The following is a 19833-nucleotide window of genomic DNA, read 5'->3' on the forward strand; positions in this document are numbered from 1 at the left end:
CCTGCTCATGATCTGAGCGGGCTGCGTGTCCGTCGTCACGGCTTGTGAGACCTTTACTGCCATGACTGATACCGACATCAAGTCGCACAAAATCGAATTCCCCTGCGATGACTATCCGATCAAGGTGATCGGTGATACCAGCGTGGGCTTTACTGCTGCTGTCATGGAAGTCCTGCACAAGTACGCACAGGTCGACCTCAAGACGCTCGCCGAGCGTCAGAGCAGCAACGGCAAATACACCACCGTCCAGTTGCACATCGTCGCTACAGGCGAAGATCAATTGCGCGATATCAATAGTGCCCTTCGCGCTACGGGTTTCGTGCACATGGTGCTCTGATGACGGCTGCGCTGGGTTTTCGTGATCTGGGCCTGATCGATTACGAAACTGCCTGGCACGCCATGCAACGCTTTACCGATGGGCGTGGCCGCGAGGCTGCCGATGAGGTCTGGCTGGTCCAGCACCCCCCGGTTTTCACCCAGGGACAGTCCGGCAAGGCCGAACATTTGCTGCTGCCGGGCAATATTCCTGTCGTACAGGTCGATCGTGGCGGCCAAGTGACTTATCATGGCCCGGGCCAACTGGTGGCTTACCTGATGCTGGACGTCAGGCGCCTTGGTTTCGGCGTTCGCGATCTGGTAACCCGGATCGAGAACACCCTTATTGCCTTGCTCGCCGACTACGGCGTCAAGGCAGCCGCCAAGGCCGATGCACCGGGTGTATACGTCGACGGCGCGAAAATCGCGTCGCTCGGTCTGCGCATTCGCAACGGCTGCTCGTTTCATGGTCTGGCGTTGAACGTCGACATGGACCTTGAGCCGTTCCGCCGCATCAACCCTTGCGGATACGCCGGGTTGGCCATGACCCAACTGAGCGATCAGGCAGGGCAGATAGAATTTTCCGAGGTAAGTGCCCGACTGCGTGCGCAGCTCGTCAAACACCTCGACTACGCTGAGCAGGCGACCCTTACGGGCGGAATAAACCATTATGACTGACACCGTGCAAACCCTGATCCCGACGCTGGATGTTTCCGAGCGAGTGGCCCGTCCGAAAGTCGAAGCGGGCGTCAAGCTTCGCGGAGCGGAAAAGGTTGCGCGCATCCCGGTCAAGATCATCCCGACGGTAGATCTGCCGAAGAAGCCCGACTGGATTCGCGTGCGCATCCCGGTTTCTCCGGAAGTCGACCGTATCAAGCAATTGCTGCGCAAGCACAAGCTGCACAGCGTCTGTGAAGAGGCGTCCTGCCCCAACCTGGGCGAGTGCTTCTCCGGTGGCACTGCAACGTTCATGATCATGGGCGACATCTGCACCCGTCGCTGCCCGTTCTGCGACGTGGGTCATGGTCGTCCGAAGCCGCTCGACGTCAACGAACCGAAGAGCCTTGCCATCGCAATTGCCGACCTGCGTCTGAAGTACGTGGTCATCACCTCGGTGGACCGTGACGACTTGCGTGACGGCGGCGCTCAGCACTTCGCCGACTGCATCCGTGAAATCCGCCTGCTGTCGCCGGGCGTACAGCTCGAAACGCTGGTGCCGGATTACCGTGGCCGGATGGACGTGGCGCTGGAAATCACCGCCGCCGAGCCGCCGGATGTGTTCAACCACAACCTGGAAACCGTGCCGCGTCTGTACAAGGCTGCGCGTCCGGGTTCGGACTACCAGTGGTCGTTGACCCTGTTGCAGCGCTTCAAACAGATGGTCCCGCATGTACCGACCAAATCCGGGCTTATGCTGGGCCTGGGCGAGACCGATGAAGAGGTTATCGAAGTCATGCAGCGCATGCGCGAGCACGACATCGACATGCTGACGCTGGGTCAATACCTGCAACCGTCGCGTAACCACCTGCCGGTGCAGCGCTTCGTGCACCCGGACACCTTCGCCTGGTTCGCCGAGGAAGGTTACAAGATGGGCTTCAAGAACGTCGCATCCGGGCCGCTGGTGCGTTCTTCGTACCATGCTGACGAACAGGCCAAGATTGCCAAGGCGATGCTCTGATAGATAGCGAGCGTTGAAACGAAGAAGGGCCAGGTAGCGATACCTGGCCCTTTTTTTTGCGGTTGATTATCGTGCCGATGCTCTGCGGACTATCGTGCCAATGCTCTGCGTTGGCATGCCGTTCTGGACGCTCTGCGTCCTCCCGATTACTGCCCCGCAGGCTTGCGCAGGGCCTCCAGCAATTCATGCGTCGGGTAACCATCGGCTGGCCAGCCGAATGACTGCTGCGCGCTACGAATGGCCTTGCGCGTATTGGCACCGATAATGCCGTCTGGTGCGCCTGCGTCGTACTGGCGTGCCGAGAGCAGGGTTTGCAGTTCAATGCGTTCAGAGCGGCTCAGCGGAGTGTCCCCGCGTGGCCATGCGCCTACTACGTAGCCAGCCCCTTTGAAGCGGTCAGAAAGCAGACTGATCGCCAGTGCGTAGGAGGTGGAGTTGTTGTACTTGAGAATGGCGCGGAAGTTATCCAGCACCAGAAAGGCTGGCCCGCGATAACCGGCTGGCAACAGCAAGGCGGCTTGCTGCTGGCTGGCTGCAACTGGAATCGCCGAGCCGTCCGGCTGTTTCAGGCCCAACTGCTGCCACTCCGCAAGACTCTTGCGGGTTGTCGAATCTGCCAGCGAGTAATCAAACCCGGAGCCGAGCACCACTTCAAAGCCCCAGGGCTGACCACGTTGCCAGCCAGAGCTTTGCAGGTAATGCGCAGTGGAGGCCAGGGCATCGGCGGGAGTGTTCCAGATGTCACGGCGGCCATCGCCGTCAAAGTCGACGGCGTGGGTGTTGTAGGTGGTCGGGATGAACTGGGTCTGGCCCATCGCACCGGCCCACGAACCCAGCATCTTGTCCGGTGTGATGTCGCCATGCTGGATGATTTCCAGCGCGGCCAGCAATTGGCTCTGCGCAAAACCCGGACGACGGCCTTCATAGGCCAGCGTAGCCAGCGAGCGAATGACGGATTGCGTGCCCTGGAACGACCCGAAATTACTTTCCATGCCCCATACCGCGACCAGCGCCTGACGATCCACACCATACTGCTGCTCGATCTTCTGCAGGTCGTCAGCGTACTGCGAAAGCAGCGCCTGCCCCTTGCGCACGCGTGCGGCGGAGATGGCACCGTCCAGGTATTCCCAGATCGGACGGGTGAACTCAGGCTGGCTGCGGTCGGCCTTGACCACGCTCATGTCGGGAGTGACACCGGCGAATGCCAGATCGAATACATCCGCCCGGATACCTGACTTTAACGCCTGAACACGAAAACCGGCCTGCCATTCGCTGAAGCTGACGGCGGGTTGAATCGTGAGGGTGTCATCAACGACCAGCGCAGGCGTAGGGGCTACGGCAGGAGCGTTTGTCTGTGCTTTGCTGGATTGAAGAGGCGTGGCATCGGCTGCAGTGGGTTTTTCTGCGCAGGCTACCAAGGCAATAAGGCTGGAGGCAGCGATGAGTTGGCGCAGCTGCGGGCGATGGGTAAAACGAGAAGGCATGCTTGAGTCCAAGGGTATTACCGTTAGGTGCAGACCATAACACGGCTAAGCGGTTGAAAGCGCCTCGGAGATGTTGCTCGATATCAGGCCGCCATAAAGCAGGAAGCCTCCCAGCTTTTAGACTGGAAGGCTTCGCGGCGGTAGCTGCCTTTGCCCTTGGCGGGTTGTTCCTGACGACTGCGGAACAATGGCTGGGCGATAATGGATTTGGCCTTGTTCGGCCGCTTTGGCTTGCTCATGGCGGGGGACTCCTGATGGGTGTTGTAAAACGCTGCAAATCATCGGGCAGATTGACGGTTGTGTCTAATAGTCGTGTGCTATGACGCTGAGCACGGACTTGAATGCAATACCTGTGGGAGCGAGCTTGCTCGCGAAGGGGGCAGTGCAGGCGCCTCACTTTGATTATCGTGCCGATGCTCTGCGTCGGCATGCAGTTCGTGACGCTCCGCGTCACAAGAGGACGCAGAGCGTCCTGAAGGGCATTACCACGCAGAGCGTGGGAACGAGAGTCGACAGCACCTGCCTACTCCGCAGGCAATGCCAGCCGTTGCCCGGCCATCAGCAGCGCCAGCCTGCTCAGGCTGCTCCAGGGCGAGCCTGCCGCCTGACCCTTGATCTGCGCATCGATGCGCTGTGCATCCATTAGCAGCTGGCTCCAGCGTTTTGCCGAATGGCGTTGCAGGGCTTTGCTCATCAGCGGCTTGCGCTTGTCCCAGATTGGCGGGCGGGCCGAGCTGAACACTTTGTCGAGCGGCACGCCCTGACTGAACTGCTGGGACATGTTGGCCAGTGCGCGCAGCTCGCGGGTCAGGGCCCAGAGGATCACGGGGGTTTCGACCCCTTCGCCGCGCAGGCCTTCCAGCATGCGCAACGCATGGGCTGCTTCGCCGTTGAGCACTGCATCGGTCAGACCGAATACATCGAAGCGTGCACTGTCGGCCACGGCCGCCTGTACTGTCTCGACGGTGATCTGGCCTTCTTCGGCCATCAACTTGAGCTTTTCGATTTCCTGCGCGGCTGCCAGCAGGTTGCCTTCGACCCGGGCAGCGATCAATTCGACAGCGTCCTGGGTCGCAGCAAGCCCTGCCTGAGAGAGGCGCTGGCGAATCCATTGCGGCAGTTGGCCAATGTCTACCGGCCAGATCTGCACGAACTGGGTTTGCGCACCCTCAACCAGTGCCTTGCCCCATTTGGTTTTCTGCGCACTGCCATCGAGCTTGGGCAGGCTGATCAGTAGCAGGGTGTCTTCGGCCGGCCTTGCGCAGTATTCCATGAGCGCCGCAGCGCCTTTGTCACCGGGTTTGCCTGAGGGTAAACGCAGTTCCAGAAGACGGCGCTCGGCGAACAGTGACATGCTGGCGCCGGCCTGAAGCAACGTACCCCAGTCGAAACTGGCGTCAGCGCTGAACACCTGTCGCTCATCGAAGCCTTGCTGGCGCGCAGCGGCGCGCACGGCGTCAGCCGCTTCCTGGCAGAGCAGCGGGTCGTCGCCGCTGATCACGTAGACAGGCGCAAGTGCACCTTGCAGGTGTTTACCCAGTTGGGCGGGGGCGAGTTTCATGAGTCAGAGCATGTCGGGGCCAGCTGACTGGCCCCGGACACTTACCTGGCCGGTACTTCGACAGGCGACTGCTGAGGCGTCTCGTCACGGATCCGCTGAGCGGCTTCCTGTGCGTCGGCTTCAGCCTTGGCAACTGCGTCAGCCTTGGCCTGCAGCTGTTCCAGGCGTGCCGGCGTCATCTGCTGCAAGCGCGCCATCAATTTCTGGATCAGGTCGTTGCGCATTTCCTGACGAACCTGGGCGGCTTCCTGATCGGAACCGGTCAGGTTGTTGCCATCGTGAACGTAGGAGCGGTCCGTGCTGACCTTGTCGCCGAGCAGGAAGCGATCTCTGTCGCCATGCACTTCATAGGTCAGGGTGGTGGTCAGCTGGTATTCAGCCGAGCGGCCCGAGCCCGAGTAGCTGACGGTGCGCTGGGTTTCGGCTTCGTTGGTCAGCATGAGCTTGTAAGGCGCGCCGGTGTAGACCTTGACGCCGGAACTGGTCAGCAGGCGAGTGAGTTGAGTCACGGTTTCGCCATAGGCGTTACGCGCGCTGACATCCAACTCCTTGATCGCCAGCTCGGTGGTGCCGGTGCCACGCAGCTGGAAGCCACAGGCACTCAACAGAACAGCCAGGCCCATCACCAGCAAATTGCGTTTGATCATCTTGATGCTCCCCTTGAATCCGTTTGGGCCGCCAGTGCGTACCCTGGAAATATGTTCGGCGCCCGGCGTTTGCCTGGCGCCCGATCCAATCAGCTTGCGACGATATTGACCAGCTTGCCAGGCACGACGATCACCTTGCGAATGGTCAGGCCATCAGTGAAGCGCAATACGTTCTCGTTGATACGTGCGGCCGCTTCGACTTCTTCGCGGCTGGCGCTGGCGGGCATTTCGATATGGCCGCGCAGTTTGCCGTTGACCTGAATCACCAGTTGCAGGCTGTCCTGAACCAGCGCATTTGCATCGCATGCAGGCCAGCCAGCGTCGATCACCGGCTCATTGTGGCCCAGTTGCGTCCACAGCTCGTGGCTGATGTGCGGCGTGATAGGTGCCAGCAACAGGGTGACCGTTTCCAGACCCTCTTGCAGCAGCGCGCGATCCTGCGGTGTGTCCTGCGGGGCTTTTTCCAGCACGTTCATCAGCGTCATCACTTGCGCGACAGCGGTGTTGAATTTCTGGTTCTGGCCAATATCCTGGCTCGCCTGTTTGATCGCCTGATGAATTGCGCGGCGGATGACTTTCTGCTCATCGGACAATGCCGCAACGTCCAGGCCGGTCGACGGGCCTTGAGCGATATGCGCCTGAGCCAGACGCCACACGCGGCGCAGGAAGCGATGCGAGCCTTCAACGCCCGAGTCGGACCATTCCAGGCTCATGTCGGGCGGGGAGGCGAACATCATGAACAGACGGCAGGTATCGGCACCGTACTGATCGATCATGGTTTGCGGGTCGATGCCGTTTTTCTTCGACTTCGACATCTTTTCAGTGCCGCCGATTTCCACCGGCAGGCCATCGCTGGTCAGCTTCGCGCTGATCACCTTGGCCTTGGCGTCTCTTTCCAGGGTCACGTCGGCCGGGTTGATCCAGGTCTTCTTGCCGCTGGTTTCCATGCGGAAGTAGGTTTCGGCGTTGACCATGCCTTGGGTCAGCAGGTTCTTGAACGGCTCGTTCGAGGTCACCAGGCCTTCGTCACGCATCAGCTTGTGGAAGAAGCGCGCGTAGAGCAGGTGCAAAATGGCGTGCTCGATGCCGCCGATGTACTGGTCCACCGGCAACCAGTGGTTGGCAGCGTTCGGCTCGACCAGACCACCCTCGTAATGCGGCGACGCATAGCGAGCGTAGTACCACGAGGACTCGACGAAGGTGTCCATGGTGTCGGTTTCGCGCTTGGCCGGTGCGCCGCATTTCGGGCAGCTGCATTCGTAGAACTCGGGCATGCGCGCCAATGGCGAGCCAGCACCGTCGGGCACTACGTCTTCAGGCAGGACAACCGGCAACTGGTCTTCAGGAACCGGCACGTCGCCACAGGTATCGCAATGCACGATAGGGATCGGGCAGCCCCAATAACGCTGGCGGCTGATGCCCCAGTCACGCAGGCGGAACTGGGTGCGCGACTGGCCGAGGGATTTTTTCACCAGTGCCGCTTCGATGGCATCGAATGCGGACTGGAAATTCAGGCCGGTGAATTCGCCGGAATTGATCAGCTCGCCATGCTCGCCGTAGGCCGGCTGCCATGGGGCAGGCGTCTGGTCGCCAGCACTGGTGCGTACTACGGGCTTGATCGGCAGACCGTACTGCGTGGCAAACTCGAAATCACGCTCATCGTGTGCCGGTACGGCCATGACAGCGCCATCGCCGTAGTGCATCAGCACGTAGTTGGCGACCCACACCGGCAGTTTTTCGCCGGTCAGCGGGTGCTCGACGAACAGCGAAGTCGGCTGGCCTTTCTTTTCCTGAGTGGCAACGTCGGCTTCGGCAACGCTTCCGCCTTTGCATTCATCGATGAACGCTTGCAGCTCAGGGTTGCCTTGAGCGGCCAGGGTTGCCAGCGGGTGTTCGGCGGCAACGGCGACATAGGTCGCGCCCATCAGTGTGTCAGGGCGGGTGGTGAAGACTTTCAGTGCACCGGCTTCGCCGATCGAGGCCTGATCGTACGGAAACTGCACTTCCATGCCGCGCGACCTGCCGATCCAGTTGCGCTGCATGGTCTTGACCTGTTCAGGCCAGCCCGGCAGCTCGTCGAGGCTTTCCAGCAGCTCGTCGGCGTAGGCGGTAATTTTGAAGTAGTACATCGGGATTTCGCGCTTTTCGATCAGCGCGCCGGAACGCCAGCCGCGGCCGTCGATGACCTGCTCGTTGGCCAGTACGGTCTGGTCGACAGGGTCCCAGTTGACGGTGCCGTTCTTGCGGTAGATCACGCCTTTTTCGAACAGGCGAGTGAACAGCCATTGTTCCCAGCGGTAGTAATCAGGCTTGCAGGTGGTGACTTCGCGCGACCAGTCAACCGCCAGACCCAGGCTCTTGAGCTGGTTCTTCATGTAGGCGATGTTTTCGTAGGTCCACTTGGCCGGCGCGACGTTGTTGTCGATGGCGGCGTTTTCGGCCGGCATGCCGAACGCGTCCCAGCCCAGCGGCTGCAGGACGTTCTTGCCCAGCATGCGCTGGTAACGGGAGATCACGTCACCAATGGTGTAGTTGCGCACATGACCCATGTGCAGCTTGCCGCTCGGGTAAGGAAACATCGACAGGCAATAGAAAGTGTCCTTGCCTGGCTGTTCACTGACTTCAAAAGACTTTTGCTCATCCCAGAATGTTTGGGCAGCGGCTTCGATTTCGCGGGGCTGATAGAGTTCGTGCATGGCTACTTTTTACTAAAGATTAGTGACCCTTGACCTCTTCATTGCTTCGCCGAGTCAGGTCGGCACCGCGTGGCGGACAATTGCAACTGTCTGTGCGGTGCGTTCGGGCTCAAGAGCACGGAAGTGGAATTACAGGAAGCGCAGTAGCATACATGAGGGCTGTCTATCGAGGGAAACCCTGATTGCGCCTCGCAGGGCTCAAAGCCCGGCTGACAGCCCCATCTGCCCGTTGGTCGCAGTTCCATGCCGGTTTGCACAGCAGCGCTAAGCTCAATTTCGAGGGTGATGATTATCTTCGATGAGGTGAGCGGATGACCGAGTTGCAGCATGTAATAAGCCTGTCCGAGCTGTATGAACGTCTGATCGACCGCCTCGGGCTTGCGCTCGAGACGGCAAGTACTTCAGTCAGGCTACGAAACGAGTCGCCAGCCGAGCTTGAGCTCAAGGGCTTGAGCAGTGCCGAATTCCAGCTGATCGAAGCCTATCTGGAAAAAGGCCTGAGGGCTGCGGACGTCGCTGTCAGGGAGCGCCTGGTGTTCCAGCCGGATCTCGGCAGGCCTTCCAGAGCGTCAGCGACTATCATCTGGCTGAAAGACAGGCGACGAGGCGGGGGCCTGGCACGGTTGGGTCGCCACAGTTAAGTACTTAAAATCTCGCTTCTGCGCGCAGGCGAAGGGCCTGCTTACTTCGGGCGTTGTCGCCTGGCTTCAAACATTCTAGGCTGCGGACATCCATGGAGATGTCCCGATGCCTTTGCGCTACCTGCTCAAAACCCTCCTGTTGCCGCCCGGTATCCTGTTTGTTCTGCTCATTCTTGGCTGGTGGTTGCGTCGCTCCCGTCCGCGCCTGGCAACGGCATTTTTTGCCGTCGGTCTCGGCGGGTTATGGCTGATGAGCCTGCCGGTGGCGGTGGAATTCGCTGCCCGAAAAATTGAGCAGGTCCCGCCCTTGCCGCAGCAGCAATGGGCAACACTGGCGCAGCAGGCGGACGCCATTGTGGTGCTGGGCAATGGCCGTGAGCGCAATTCTCCGACGTGGGGCACAGATACACCGACCGGGCTGGGGCTGGAGCGACTGCGTCTGGCGGCGCGGTTGTCGAAAACGTCCGGGCTGCCAATACTGACCACCGGCGGCTTGCACTTTGACCAGCCGCCCAGCGAGGCGTCGATCATGGCGCAGTCGCTGCACGATGATTTTGGTGTGACGGTACGCTGGCAGGAAGGGTTGAGCCGTACAACATGGGAAAACGCGACAATGACCGCTGCGGTTCTTCAACCGCTAGGTATCAAGCGCGTGGTGCTGGTCACGCAAGCCTGGCACATGCCACGAGCGCGCTGGAGTTTCGAACAGGCGGGTTTTACCGTGGTGAGTGCGCCGGTCGGCTTTCTCGGTGTCGACAACGCTCGCCCCTTTGGCGGCTGGCTGCCTGAAAGTCGTGTGTTCACGCAAAGCGGCGTGTTGCTTAACGAAGCGGCAGGCTGGCTGGTTTATCCGTGGATCTACCCGGACAGCCACTGACTCTTTAACCGGTATCGCCTGAAAACAGGCGATACCGGTTTCATGCAATCAGACGGTTTTGGCAATCCGTGCGGCCATCAATGCCCAGCCGAACAGCAGCAGGCAGACAATTGCCAGTGGCCACGAGCGCCAGCGCAGGTAAGGCGTGAGTTCGTGCATCGGCACCACTTCGCCGTACAACACGCCGCGTTCGAACTGCGGAATCTGCTCGGTGATCTTGCCAAACGGGTCGATCAGCGCGGTCACGCCGTTGTTGGTTGCCCGGATCATCCAGCGGCCTGCTTCAAGGGCGCGCATCTGGGCCATCTGCAAGTGTTGCAGAGGGCCGATCGAGGTGCCGAACCAGGTGTCGTTGCTGACCGTCAGCAGCAGGTCGCTTTGCGCCGACAGGCCTGCGGCGAACTCTGGATAGACCACTTCGTAGCAGATGAACGGCGCAATGTGATAACCCTTGGCCTGCAACAGCGCCTGGTCGTTCGGGCCGCGGGCGAAGTCCGACATCGGCAGGTCGAAGAAGGAAATCAACCCGCGCAACAGATCCTGCAGTGGCACGTACTCGCCGAATGGTACGAGCTTTTGTTTGAAGTAGGTGCCGTCGCCCTGGCCGGTAACCGTGATGCCGTTGTAATAACGATACTCACCGCGCCCGGTCGGCTCACGCACCGGCACGCCGGTGATCAGCGCTGCGCCGCGGTCCGAAGCGAACTTGCCCATCATCGCCAGATAGCCTTCTGCGCTTTCCTTGAGCACCGGTACGGCGGTTTCCGGCCAGACGATCAGGTCAGCCTGCTGCGAACGGAAGGTCATGTCCCGATACAGCGCGAGCTGATCATTGAGCTTTTGCGGGTCCCATTTCATGCTTTGTTCTATGTTGCCCTGCATCGCCGCGACTTTCAGCGGCGGGCCGGACGGTGATGTCCAGGCATGATCCTTGAGTGCCAGGCCAGCAATCCACGGCGCCAGCAACAGCACCACGCCCGTCGCCAGAAACGATTTGCGTGCCCGCAAGCGGTGCAGGTTGCACAGCAGTGCAGCAGTCAGGCCCAGTGAGAACGATATAAGCCATACACCGCCGACCGGGGCGAGCCCGGCAAGTGGTCCGTCAAGCTGGCTGTAACCGGAATAGAGCCACGGGAAACCGGTAAGGAACCAGCCGCGAAATGCCTCCTGCCACAGCCATAGCGCTGCAAACGCCAGTGCATCGGCCAACGGCGCTTCGTTGCGGCGTAGCCAGCGCGCCCAGACCCAGGCGGGCAGGGCGAAAAACAGGGCAATGGCGGCGATGAACAGCAGCATCAGCAGCCCGGCCAGCAGTACCGAAGCACCACCGTAGGTATGGATGCTGACGTAGATCCAGCTGGTGCCAGCGCCGTACAGGCCAAAGCCGTAACACCAGCCACGAGCCAGTGCCTGGCGCGGACTCAGCTCGCGCAGCCCCAGATAGAACAGGGCCACCGACACCAGCACCAGCGGCCAGAAGTCGAATGGTGCCAGGGCTAGGGTCGTGAGCCCGCCAGCCGCCAGGGCCAGCAGGTTACCGGGCCAGCCGGGGCGGGTTATCCAGCGCATGTAGATTCCTTAAAGCAGCATCAAGTGGTTACGGACGTGAAATGGGAGTCACGCGCAGCAAATGAATGCGGCGGCTGTCAGCGCTCAGGATGCGGAAACGATATGCACCGATTTCAGTGATTTCGTTGCGCTTGGGCAGATGGCCGAAGGCATTCATTACCAGACCGCCCACGGTGTCGAACTCGTCGTCGGAGAACGCACTGTCGAAGAATTCGTTGAAATTCTCGACCGGCGTGAGGGCCTTGACCAGGAAGTCACCGCTGGGCAGTGGTTTGATATAGCTGTCTTCCTCGACGTCATGCTCATCTTCGATATCGCCGACGATCTGTTCCAGTACGTCTTCGATGGTCACCAGACCTGCCACACCGCCGTATTCGTCAATGACGATGGCCATGTGGTTGTGGTTGGCGCGAAATTCGCGCAGCAACACATTGAGGCGCTTGGATTCGGGCACGAACGTAGCCGGACGCAGCAGCTTCTTGACGTCGTCGCTGTCGCCGTCGGCTTTAAGGATCAGCGGCAGCAGATCCTTGGCCAGCAGCACACCGAGCACGTCATCGTGGCTCTCGCCGATCACCGGATAGCGCGAGTGCGCAGCATCGATGACCGCAGGCAGAAATTCACGGGGTGTCTGGGTCGCCTTGATACTGATCATCTGCGAGCGCGGCACCATGATGTCGCGTACTTGCAGGTCAGCCACTTGAATGGCGCCCTCGACGATGGCCAGCGCTTCGCTGTCCAGCAGTTTGTTCTGGTGGGCTTCGCGCAGCAGCTCAAGCAGCTCCTGGCGGTTTTTCGGCTCATGGACAAAGGCCTGGGTCAGTTTACCCAACCATGACTTTTGCCCGTTGCTCGATCGGTCTTCGCTCATAGCCCTTACTCGTGGTCCTTGCTTGGTGTGTCTGAATGGGGGTGGTCGGCACTTTCATCTTCGGCGTAAGGATCGGGGTAGCCCAGCTCCTCAAGCAACGTTCGTTCCAGTGCTTCCATTTCTTCGGCTTCTTCATCATCGATGTGGTCGTAACCCAGCAGATGAAGGCAGCCATGAATGACCATGTGTGCCCAGTGCGCGTCAACGGACTTGCCTTGTTCAGCGGCTTCGCGGTTGACCACCGGGACGCAGATGACCAGGTCGCCCAGCAACGGGATGTCCAGCATGTCGTCCGGAACATCCGCCGGGAATGAAAGCACGTTTGTAGCGTAATTTTTATGTCGCCAGGTGTGATTGAGCTCGCGCCCTTCGTTTTCGTCGACGAGGCGGATGGTCAGCTCGGAATCGGCACTGCGCTGACGCAAGCCCATTTCACACCAGAGGCGGAATCGGGCTTCGTCGGGGGCGCTTGTTTCGCTTGCAATCTGCAGGTCCAGCTCAAGCATCGCGGTTCTTGTCCCGTGGGTAACTGTTGTTGCCCGACGAACCGTCGCTGAGCTGATCATCGAAGCGCTCGTAGGCCTCGACAATGCGCTGCACCAGCGGGTGGCGAACCACATCCTTGGGTTTGAAGTGCGTGAAGCTGATGCCCGGCACGTCCTTGAGCACATCGATGACATGCGTCAGCCCCGACCGGGTGCCCTTGGGCAGGTCGACCTGGGTGATGTCGCCGGTGATCACGGCGGTAGAGCCGAAGCCGATACGGGTCAGGAACATCTTCATCTGCTCGACAGTGGTGTTCTGACTCTCGTCGAGAATGATGAAGCTGTTATTAAGGGTGCGTCCGCGCATGTAAGCCAGCGGTGCCACTTCAATGACCTGCTTCTCGATCAGCTTGGCGACGTATTCGAAACCGAGCATCTCGTACAGCGCGTCATACAGCGGTCGCAGGTACGGGTCGATCTTCTGGGCCAGATCGCCGGGCAAGAAGCCCAGTTTCTCGCCCGCTTCGACCGCCGGGCGCACCAGCAGGATGCGACGAATCTGCTCGCGTTCCAGCGCATCCACCGCGCAGGCAACCGCCAGGTACGTCTTGCCAGTACCCGCAGGGCCGATGCCGAAGTTGATGTCGTTGCTGAGGACTTCCTTGACGTAACGCTGCTGGTTCAGGCCGCGCGGGCGAATCATGCCCTTTTTGGTGCGCAGCGAGACGCCGACTTCGGCGGCAGGGTGGTTGTCGAGGCCGTCCACGCCTGATTCCTGAAGGAACAGGTGGACCATGTCCGGCGTCAGCTCGGTACCTTTGGTTTCCCGGTACAGGCGGCGCAGAAGATTCTCGGCGGAGTGATTTTGTTTTGAATCGCCAATGAGCTCGAATTGATTGCCGCGATTGCGGATCTCGATGTCCAGGCGTTGCTCGATCAGGCGCAAGTGCTCGTCGAGTTGCCCGCACAGGTTGGCGAAACGATGGGCCTCGAAAGGCTCGAGGGTGAAGCGATGAGGTTCTATGGGTGCGTTCAAGGTCGTTTAATGGCCGTCCGGCGGCAATTGAGATGTATTGAAGAATACCCCTGGCGCTGGTTGTGTGAAAGCTTTGCCGTGTTAAAGGCCGCGCCAGGGATTCACCGTGCTCAATGGTAGGGACCGCGCAGAACCGAATTCATTCGGCGATTCGTTTCTGCGGCGACATTCAAGGTTTACTGTAGCAGCGAGCCACGCAGAGAGTGAGGCTGCGCATCATCAATGTGTACGTCGGCAAACTGCCCGATCAGCTTCGGGTTGTTACAGCGAAAATTCACAATCCGGTTGTTCTCGGTGCGGCCCTGCAGTTCGCCAGGGTCTTTCTTCGAATAGTCGGTTACCAGAATGCGCTGGATGCTGCCCACCATCTGCCGGCTGATCTCGAAACCCTGCTGGTTCAGGCGGTGTTGCAGCGCGGCCAGGCGCTCTTTCTTGAGGGCTTCTGGCGTGTCGTCTTTCAGATCTGCGGCAGGCGTACCCGGGCGCGGGCTGTAGACGAACGAGAACGAGAAGTCGAAACCTACGTCCTCGATCAGCTTCATGGTGTTGTCGAAATCTTTTTCGGTCTCGCCGGGGAAGCCAACGATGAAGTCGGAACTGATGCTGATGCCCGGTACGGCCGCCCTGAGCTTGCGCAAGCGGGACTTGTATTCCAGCGTGGTGTGGTTGCGCTTCATGGCCGCCAGAATGCGGTCGGAACCCGACTGCACCGGCAAGTGCAGGTGTTTGACCAGCTCCGGCACTTCCGCATGGGCCTGAATCAGGCTGTCGGAAAACTCCAGCGGGTGCGAGGTGGTGTAGCGAATACGGTCGATGCCATCGACGGCGGCAACCACGCGGATCAGGTCCGCCAGGTCTGCAACGCGACCGTCGTGGGTGGTGCCGCGATAGCCGTTGACGTTCTGCCCCAGCAGGGTGACTTCACGCACGCCGTTTTCGGCGAGGTGGATGACTTCGCTCAGCACATCGTCAAACGGCCGGCTGACTTCCTCGCCACGTGTGTAGGGCACCACGCAGAACGTGCAGTATTTGCTGCAGCCTTCCATCACCGATACATAAGCGCTCGGACCATCGACGCGCGGCTCGGGCAGATGGTCGAATTTTTCGATTTCCGGGAACGAGACATCGACCTGCGGCAAGCGTGTCACGCGTGCTGCGTCGATCATTTCCGGCAGGCGATGTAAGGTCTGGGGGCCGAACACCACGTCCACATAGGGCGCGCGATCACGAATGGCTGCGCCTTCCTGGCTGGCAACGCAGCCACCGACAGCGATCACCATCTCGGGATTGGCCAGTTTCAGTTCACGCCAGCGGCCAAGCTGGGAGTACACCCGGTCCTGGGCGCGCTCGCGAATCGAGCAGGTATTGAGCAGGATCACGTCGGCGTCTTCCGCGCGAGCGGTGACTTCCAGGGCCTGATGTTCGCCCAGCAGATCGACCATGCGCGAGCTGTCGTACTCGTTCATCTGGCAACCGTGGGTTTCGATATAAAGCTTCTTGGCCATGCGTGATCATCAACCGTATCAGTGAACCGAGCATTATAAGGATGAAGGGCTCGGGTTCCTAGCGTTGGCTGTCCGATGGACATGCTATAGTCCGTGCCCCTTTTTCATCTCCGATCGTTACCCGCCCGTTATGACCAAACGCGAAGCTCCAATCTACAAGGTGATTTTCCTCAACCAGGGACAGGTGTTCGAGATGTACGCCAAGCAGATCTATCAAAGTGATCTGTGGGGCTTTCTGGAAGTTGAAGAATTCGTTTTCGGCGAACGCACGACGGTTGTGGTGGACCCGAGCGAAGAGAAGCTCAAGGCCCAGTTCGAAGGCGTGGTGCGCAGTTTTGTGCCGATGCATTCGATTGTGCGCATCGACGAAGTCGAGCGCATGGGCGTGCCGAAGATCAGTGAAGCGCGTGGCACCAGCAACGTAATGCCGTTTCCCATGCCGATGCCGGAAAAGTAAGTCTGAATCGCAAGTGCCCTGAGCTATTGCTGGTCAGGGCAGCGGAGAGAAGGGGCTGCGCCCTTCGGCGGTCTGCAGTTCAAGCAGGTATTTGCGGAAGATCTGCCCCAGTACCTGGGTGGCAACTTCCAGTTCGTCGCGCTGCATCTTTGCCGACACCTCGTCGGCGGCGTCCAGCGCCTCTTCAGAGCCATTGACTGCGGCCATCTTCAGCACGATATATGCCTGAATGTTATTGGCCTGCACCCCTTCACCACGGCTGAACATCAAGCCAAGTTGATACTGCGCCTGAGCATGGCCCTGCAATGAGGCCTGCTCGAAGTAATTCAGCGCCTGCGGCAAATCGCGAGGTGCATTTTTGCCCTCGTAATAGAACTCACCCAACTCGTACTGCGCCTGCGCATCCCCACCCTTGGCGGCCTGCTGACACGCTTCAAGCGCAGCGGGCAGGTTTTCTGGCTGGGTATTGAGGGTGCAACGACCCATCGCCGGGATTAACAACGAGTTGCCGCCAGCAGTCGCCAGCAGGGGATAGACAAGCAACAGGCAGCCCAATACAAGGGTGCGGCCGGTGCGGTTCATGGGAGTCGACTTACCTCTGAAAAAGGTGCGGGCATGCCCGGCCAGCTAAACGTGCTGGCTGCGCATTATGAAATAAGCAGAGCCAACCTTACAAAGTCTTTACGGATTTTCTGCTGCACGGCGTTGAAAACGCCCTTCTTTAGGGGGGCATTACCTGAAACAACACTTCCAGTGACCTGTGTTTGCAGCATCCGCCCTGCATTGTAGAAGCAAAATACGTACTTAGCGTTCCGTTTCATTCACAGGCATCACTCGCGCCGGTTCAATGACACCCGGCGCGGGTGAGTCTGACGAGCTTATTTCAGCGCAGCAAACGCTTTTTCAGCGGCATCGAGTGTCAGTTTCAACTCGGCATCACCGTGGGCGATGGAGGTGAAACCGGCTTCGAACGCGCTCGGCGCGAGGTACACGCCACCTTCCAGCATCAAGTGGAAGAAACGTTTGAAGCGCTCGGCATCGCTGGTCATCACGTCTTCAAACGTTACGATTTCAGGGGCGTCACTGAAGTACAGGCCGAACATGCCACCCGCCTGGGTCGTCACGAACGCAATGCCTGCTGCATCGGCGCGCTGTTGCAGGCCTTCGAGCAGGCGACGGGTGTAGTCGCTCAATTCATCGTGAAAGCCCGGGCGGCTGATCAGGCGCAGGGTGGTCAGGCCGGCAGCCATCGCCAACGGGTTACCCGACAGGGTGCCCGCCTGATAGACCGGACCAAGCGGTGCGATGTGCGACATGATTTCGCGTTTGCCGCCAAAACAACCGACTGGCATACCACCGCCGATGATCTTGCCGAAGGTGCTCAGGTCGGGCGTCACGCCGTAGTAAGCCTGTGCGCCACCGAGGGCTACACGGAAACCGGTCATCACTTCATCGAAAATCAGCACCACGCCGTGCTCGTCGCACAGGTCGCGCAGACCTTGCAGGTAGCCAGGCGCAGGCGGCACGCAATTCATGTTGCCAGCAACGGGCTCGACGATGATGCACGCCACTTCCTGACCCACTTCAGCCAGCAGGTCACGCACGGCGTCGAGGTTGTTGAAGGGTACGGTCAGGGTGTGTTTCGCGAACGCCGCCGGTACGCCAGGCGAGCTGGGTACGCCCAGGGTAAGGGCACCGGAGCCAGCCTTGACCAGCAGGCTGTCGGAGTGACCGTGGTAGCAGCCTTCGAACTTGATGATGCTGTCGCGGCCGGTGAAACCACGGGCCAGACGGATCGCACTCATGGTCGCTTCAGTGCCCGAGCTGACCATGCGGACCATTTCCATGGACGGCACCAGTTCGCAGACCAGATCGGCCATTTCGGTTTCCATGGCCGTCGGTGCGCCGTAAGACAGGCCGTGTTCCAGCTGGCTGCGCACGGCATCGAGCACTTCCGGGTGGCTATGGCCAAGAATCATCGGCCCCCAGGAGCCAACGTAATCAACATAGCGTTTGTCGTCTTCGTCAGTCACGTAAGCGCCCGCAGCATGTTTGAAGAACAGCGGCGTGCCACCTACGCTTTTGAAAGCACGAACCGGCGAATTGACGCCACCGGGGATGTGTTTTTGGGCGTTGGCGAACAGTGTTTCGGAACGGGACATGATCGGGTCTCTGCTTTGAAACGGGGAATTCGTGTCTACGCTGGGGTCAGCCGAAGCGGGCAGCTTCAGGGTGGGCTGCTTTATTGGGTGGCATGAGCCAGAGAAGGCGCAGGAACGCGCACTATATCAAATGAAGGAGGATCCACGTACTCGTGGGAGCGAGCTTGCTCGCGAAGGGGGCAGTGCAGACCCCGAAAACAGAGCATTTTGAACCATCGCCTTCGCGAGCAATGCGGATCCCCGGTCACTCCCACAGCAATTCTGCTCTACAACAACGCCATGAAGGCTTTTGCCCGGCGCGTCACTTCCTGGGTGTTTTCAGCGCCGAACAGGCCGTGTACCACGGCGAGCAGGTCTGCTCCATGTTCGACCAGTTGCGGGGCGTTTTCGAGGGTGATGCCGCCGATCACGGCAATCGGCAAGTGAACCCTGGCACGCACCTGAGCAATCAGGTCCAGCGGTACTGCGGGTGCGCCGGGCTTGGTCAGGGAGTTGAAGAACCTGCCAAATGCTACGTACGTAGCGCCATCAGCCTTTGCCTGCTCGGCCAGTTCCAGACTGCCGTGACAGGTGGCACCGACAATCGCCTTGTGCCCCAGCAGGGCACGCGCATCCGGCAACGAGCCGTCGGTCTGGCCCAAATGCACACCCACGCCCAGACGCGCCGCCAGTTCGGCGTCATCGTTGATGATCAGTCGCGTCTTGTAGCGCTCGCAGAGTTTGAGCAGCTCAGTCGCTTCGCGCAGACGGCGGGACTCGTCACTGGTCTTGTCGCGGTATTGCAGCAGCGTCACGCCGCCATCCAGCGCAGCTTCGACGTACGAGAGAGATTTGCCGGACAGCAACTGGCTGTCGGTAATGGCATACAGGCCACGTAGTTTCATGAATCGAGCCTCATGGCGATGTGTTACGAGCAAAAATCCAGCGGCAACCGACGAGGCACAAATTGCCCGCGGCCCAGCTGCTCGGCGTCCCTCAGCGTTCGCCAGGTGTAGTCCAGCGCCGATCTTACCGCGCTGACCAGTTCTTCTCCCTGGGCAATACGTCCGGCCAGTGCGCTGGCCAGTGTGCAGCCTGAACCGTGGTAGCTGCCGGGTAGACGTTCGCAAATGAAAGTGTGGGTCTGGCCGCCACGCACATAAAGACGATTATGGATTTGCTGCTCGTCACCATGACCGCCAGTGATTAGCAGGTATTCACAAAACAGCAGTAGCTTGTCGGCGCACTCGTCCGCAGTACCCTCAGGCAGCTCGGCAAGAATGCGTGCTTCCGGAAGATTGGGGGTCGCGATGGTCGACAATGGCAGCAGCCGTTCGCGCATGGCGTAGCCGACTTCGTCCTTGCCCAGCCGTCCGCCGCCGCCAGCACGCAGCACCGGGTCGCAGACCATTGGCAAATGCGGGTGAGCGAGAAGCAGGTCGACGACCGTGTCGACCATCTCCAGCGAACCGAGCATGCCCAGCTTGACGGCGGCTACGTTCGAATCGTTGAGGACGGCATTGGCCTGTGCCATGACCCATTCGCGATCGAGCACGCGAAAATCACTGACATTTACAGTGTCTTGCACGGTGAGCGCAGTAATCGCCGGAGCGGCGTGACAGCCTTGGGCGAGCAGGGCTTCTATATCGGCCTGCATACCGGCACCGCCACTAGGGTCGTGGCCGGAGAGGCAAAGGACAACGGGGCGGGAGCTATAGATATTCATGGTGCGCGAGCTTATCACTAAACCTTTCGCGGGCCGCTCGGGGTGCCAGGTTTTTCTTGCTGGTGATGGTCCGTCGGCGACTGTCGCAGATTCGACAAACCTGCAAAAAATACTCATGTTTGGCCTGAAATAGCCGATGTAGAG

At 59.9% G+C, this 19833-nt stretch carries 20 protein-coding genes; 6 read left to right on the top strand and 14 right to left on the bottom strand.

Annotation, left to right across the window (positions count from 1 at the left end; all coding sequences use genetic code 11):
- Positions 1-61 precede the first annotated feature (61 nt).
- Genes AO068_RS14295 through lipA form a run of 3 tightly spaced genes read left to right on the top strand, consistent with a single transcriptional unit; the run spans position 62 to position 1993 of the window.
- Entirely contained in the window at positions 62-337 is a 276-nt protein-coding gene (locus AO068_RS14295) for a DUF493 domain-containing protein (protein ID WP_002555329.1), read from the top strand.
- Positions 337-993: a lipoyl(octanoyl) transferase LipB gene (gene lipB / locus AO068_RS14300; RefSeq protein ID WP_005745386.1), complete on the top strand. Its 657-nt coding sequence runs from the start codon at positions 337-339 to the stop codon at positions 991-993. The genes AO068_RS14295 and lipB overlap by 1 nt, the downstream gene beginning before the upstream one ends.
- Positions 986-1993 (top strand): lipoyl synthase, encoded by a 1008-nt coding sequence (gene lipA, locus AO068_RS14305; RefSeq protein ID WP_002555327.1) that lies wholly within the window; start codon positions 986-988, stop codon positions 1991-1993. The genes lipB and lipA overlap by 8 nt, the downstream gene beginning before the upstream one ends.
- 146 nt (positions 1994-2139) lie before the next feature.
- Here lipA and AO068_RS14310 read toward each other — a convergent pair whose 3' ends face one another.
- The 5 genes from AO068_RS14310 to leuS all read right to left on the bottom strand — a co-directional run bounded on the left by AO068_RS14310 (position 2140) and on the right by leuS (position 8381).
- Positions 2140-3477: a lytic murein transglycosylase gene (locus tag AO068_RS14310; protein WP_058408687.1), complete on the bottom strand. Its 1338-nt coding sequence runs from the start codon at positions 3475-3477 to the stop codon at positions 2140-2142.
- A gap of 83 nt (positions 3478-3560) precedes the next feature.
- Positions 3561-3716, bottom strand: a complete 156-nt coding sequence (gene arfA / locus AO068_RS14315) for an alternative ribosome rescue factor ArfA (RefSeq protein ID WP_002555325.1) — start codon at positions 3714-3716, stop codon at positions 3561-3563.
- Between the two features lie 284 nt (positions 3717-4000).
- A complete protein-coding gene (gene holA / locus AO068_RS14320; RefSeq protein WP_057402161.1) occupies positions 4001-5038 on the bottom strand; it encodes a DNA polymerase III subunit delta in 1038 nt (345 codons plus the stop codon).
- A 41-nt stretch (positions 5039-5079) separates the two neighbouring features.
- The gene (locus AO068_RS14325; RefSeq protein ID WP_002555323.1) at positions 5080-5685 is read right to left on the bottom strand and encodes an LPS-assembly lipoprotein LptE; all 606 of its coding nucleotides are present in this window, start codon (positions 5683-5685) and stop codon (positions 5080-5082) included.
- 89 nt (positions 5686-5774) lie between these two features.
- Complete coding sequence (gene leuS, locus AO068_RS14330) at positions 5775-8381, bottom strand: leucine--tRNA ligase (RefSeq protein ID WP_058408688.1); 2607 nt, start codon at positions 8379-8381, stop codon at positions 5775-5777.
- A gap of 311 nt (positions 8382-8692) precedes the next feature.
- On the opposite strand from leuS, the gene AO068_RS14335 reads away from it, so the two are divergent.
- Entirely contained in the window at positions 8693-9022 is a 330-nt protein-coding gene (locus AO068_RS14335; RefSeq protein ID WP_058402600.1) for a hypothetical protein, read from the top strand.
- Positions 9023-9128: 106 nt separating this feature from the next.
- Positions 9129-9899, top strand: a complete 771-nt coding sequence (locus tag AO068_RS14340; protein WP_058408689.1) for a YdcF family protein — start codon at positions 9129-9131, stop codon at positions 9897-9899.
- Positions 9900-9947: 48 nt separating this feature from the next.
- Here AO068_RS14340 and lnt read toward each other — a convergent pair whose 3' ends face one another.
- The 5 genes from lnt to miaB form a co-directional block, all read right to left on the bottom strand.
- On the bottom strand, positions 9948-11468 hold the full coding sequence (gene lnt, locus AO068_RS14345; protein WP_058408690.1) for an apolipoprotein N-acyltransferase: 1521 nt from the start codon (positions 11466-11468) through the stop codon (positions 9948-9950).
- A 28-nt stretch (positions 11469-11496) separates the two neighbouring features.
- Positions 11497-12339 carry an HlyC/CorC family transporter gene (locus AO068_RS14350; protein ID WP_002555318.1) on the bottom strand — a complete coding sequence of 281 codons (843 nt, stop codon included), beginning with the start codon at positions 12337-12339 and terminating at the stop codon, positions 11497-11499.
- Between the two features lie 5 nt (positions 12340-12344).
- A complete protein-coding gene (ybeY, locus tag AO068_RS14355; protein WP_002555317.1) occupies positions 12345-12845 on the bottom strand; it encodes an rRNA maturation RNase YbeY in 501 nt (166 codons plus the stop codon).
- Positions 12838-13860 carry a PhoH family protein gene (locus AO068_RS14360; protein ID WP_004666280.1) on the bottom strand — a complete coding sequence of 341 codons (1023 nt, stop codon included), beginning with the start codon at positions 13858-13860 and terminating at the stop codon, positions 12838-12840. The genes ybeY and AO068_RS14360 overlap by 8 nt, the downstream gene beginning before the upstream one ends.
- 176 nt (positions 13861-14036) lie before the next feature.
- Entirely contained in the window at positions 14037-15365 is a 1329-nt protein-coding gene (gene miaB, locus AO068_RS14365; RefSeq protein WP_057402156.1) for a tRNA (N6-isopentenyl adenosine(37)-C2)-methylthiotransferase MiaB, read from the bottom strand.
- A 130-nt stretch (positions 15366-15495) separates the two neighbouring features.
- On the opposite strand from miaB, the gene AO068_RS14370 reads away from it, so the two are divergent.
- Positions 15496-15822 (top strand): DUF1820 family protein, encoded by a 327-nt coding sequence (locus AO068_RS14370; protein ID WP_003376591.1) that lies wholly within the window; start codon positions 15496-15498, stop codon positions 15820-15822.
- 33 nt (positions 15823-15855) lie between these two features.
- Here the strand turns inward: AO068_RS14370 and AO068_RS14375 are convergent, their stop codons facing one another.
- The 4 genes from AO068_RS14375 to AO068_RS14390 form a co-directional block, all read right to left on the bottom strand.
- On the bottom strand, positions 15856-16404 hold the full coding sequence (locus AO068_RS14375; RefSeq protein WP_058402597.1) for a tetratricopeptide repeat protein: 549 nt from the start codon (positions 16402-16404) through the stop codon (positions 15856-15858).
- A gap of 296 nt (positions 16405-16700) precedes the next feature.
- On the bottom strand, positions 16701-17984 hold the full coding sequence (gene hemL / locus AO068_RS14380; RefSeq protein WP_058408691.1) for a glutamate-1-semialdehyde 2,1-aminomutase: 1284 nt from the start codon (positions 17982-17984) through the stop codon (positions 16701-16703).
- Between the two features lie 266 nt (positions 17985-18250).
- Positions 18251-18868, bottom strand: a complete 618-nt coding sequence (gene thiE, locus AO068_RS14385; protein ID WP_058408692.1) for a thiamine phosphate synthase — start codon at positions 18866-18868, stop codon at positions 18251-18253.
- 23 nt (positions 18869-18891) lie between these two features.
- Positions 18892-19689, bottom strand: coding sequence for a hydroxymethylpyrimidine/phosphomethylpyrimidine kinase (locus tag AO068_RS14390; RefSeq protein ID WP_005745399.1), 798 nt, complete (start codon positions 19687-19689; stop codon positions 18892-18894).
- Positions 19690-19833 lie beyond the last annotated feature (144 nt).

Source organism: Pseudomonas sp. ICMP 3272 (assembly GCF_001466905.1).
Lineage (GTDB): Bacteria > Pseudomonadota > Gammaproteobacteria > Pseudomonadales > Pseudomonadaceae > Aquipseudomonas > Aquipseudomonas amygdali.

Coding starts and splice junctions, on each gene's coding strand:
- AO068_RS14295 (WP_002555329.1), top strand. CDS start 62: ATGACTGATACCGACATCAAGTCGCACAAAATCGAATTCCCCTGCGAT.
- lipB (WP_005745386.1), top strand. CDS start 337: ATGACGGCTGCGCTGGGTTTTCGTGATCTGGGCCTGATCGATTACGAA.
- lipA (WP_002555327.1), top strand. CDS start 986: ATGACTGACACCGTGCAAACCCTGATCCCGACGCTGGATGTTTCCGAG.
- AO068_RS14310 (WP_058408687.1), bottom strand. CDS start 3,477: ATGCCTTCTCGTTTTACCCATCGCCCGCAGCTGCGCCAACTCATCGCT.
- arfA (WP_002555325.1), bottom strand. CDS start 3,716: ATGAGCAAGCCAAAGCGGCCGAACAAGGCCAAATCCATTATCGCCCAG.
- holA (WP_057402161.1), bottom strand. CDS start 5,038: ATGAAACTCGCCCCCGCCCAACTGGGTAAACACCTGCAAGGTGCACTT.
- AO068_RS14325 (WP_002555323.1), bottom strand. CDS start 5,685: ATGATCAAACGCAATTTGCTGGTGATGGGCCTGGCTGTTCTGTTGAGT.
- leuS (WP_058408688.1), bottom strand. CDS start 8,381: ATGCACGAACTCTATCAGCCCCGCGAAATCGAAGCCGCTGCCCAAACA.
- AO068_RS14335 (WP_058402600.1), top strand. CDS start 8,693: ATGACCGAGTTGCAGCATGTAATAAGCCTGTCCGAGCTGTATGAACGT.
- AO068_RS14340 (WP_058408689.1), top strand. CDS start 9,129: ATGCCTTTGCGCTACCTGCTCAAAACCCTCCTGTTGCCGCCCGGTATC.
- lnt (WP_058408690.1), bottom strand. CDS start 11,468: ATGCGCTGGATAACCCGCCCCGGCTGGCCCGGTAACCTGCTGGCCCTG.
- AO068_RS14350 (WP_002555318.1), bottom strand. CDS start 12,339: ATGAGCGAAGACCGATCGAGCAACGGGCAAAAGTCATGGTTGGGTAAA.
- ybeY (WP_002555317.1), bottom strand. CDS start 12,845: ATGCTTGAGCTGGACCTGCAGATTGCAAGCGAAACAAGCGCCCCCGAC.
- miaB (WP_057402156.1), bottom strand. CDS start 15,365: ATGGCCAAGAAGCTTTATATCGAAACCCACGGTTGCCAGATGAACGAG.
- AO068_RS14370 (WP_003376591.1), top strand. CDS start 15,496: ATGACCAAACGCGAAGCTCCAATCTACAAGGTGATTTTCCTCAACCAG.
- AO068_RS14375 (WP_058402597.1), bottom strand. CDS start 16,404: ATGAACCGCACCGGCCGCACCCTTGTATTGGGCTGCCTGTTGCTTGTC.
- hemL (WP_058408691.1), bottom strand. CDS start 17,984: ATGTCCCGTTCCGAAACACTGTTCGCCAACGCCCAAAAACACATCCCC.
- thiE (WP_058408692.1), bottom strand. CDS start 18,868: ATGAAACTACGTGGCCTGTATGCCATTACCGACAGCCAGTTGCTGTCC.
- AO068_RS14390 (WP_005745399.1), bottom strand. CDS start 19,689: ATGAATATCTATAGCTCCCGCCCCGTTGTCCTTTGCCTCTCCGGCCAC.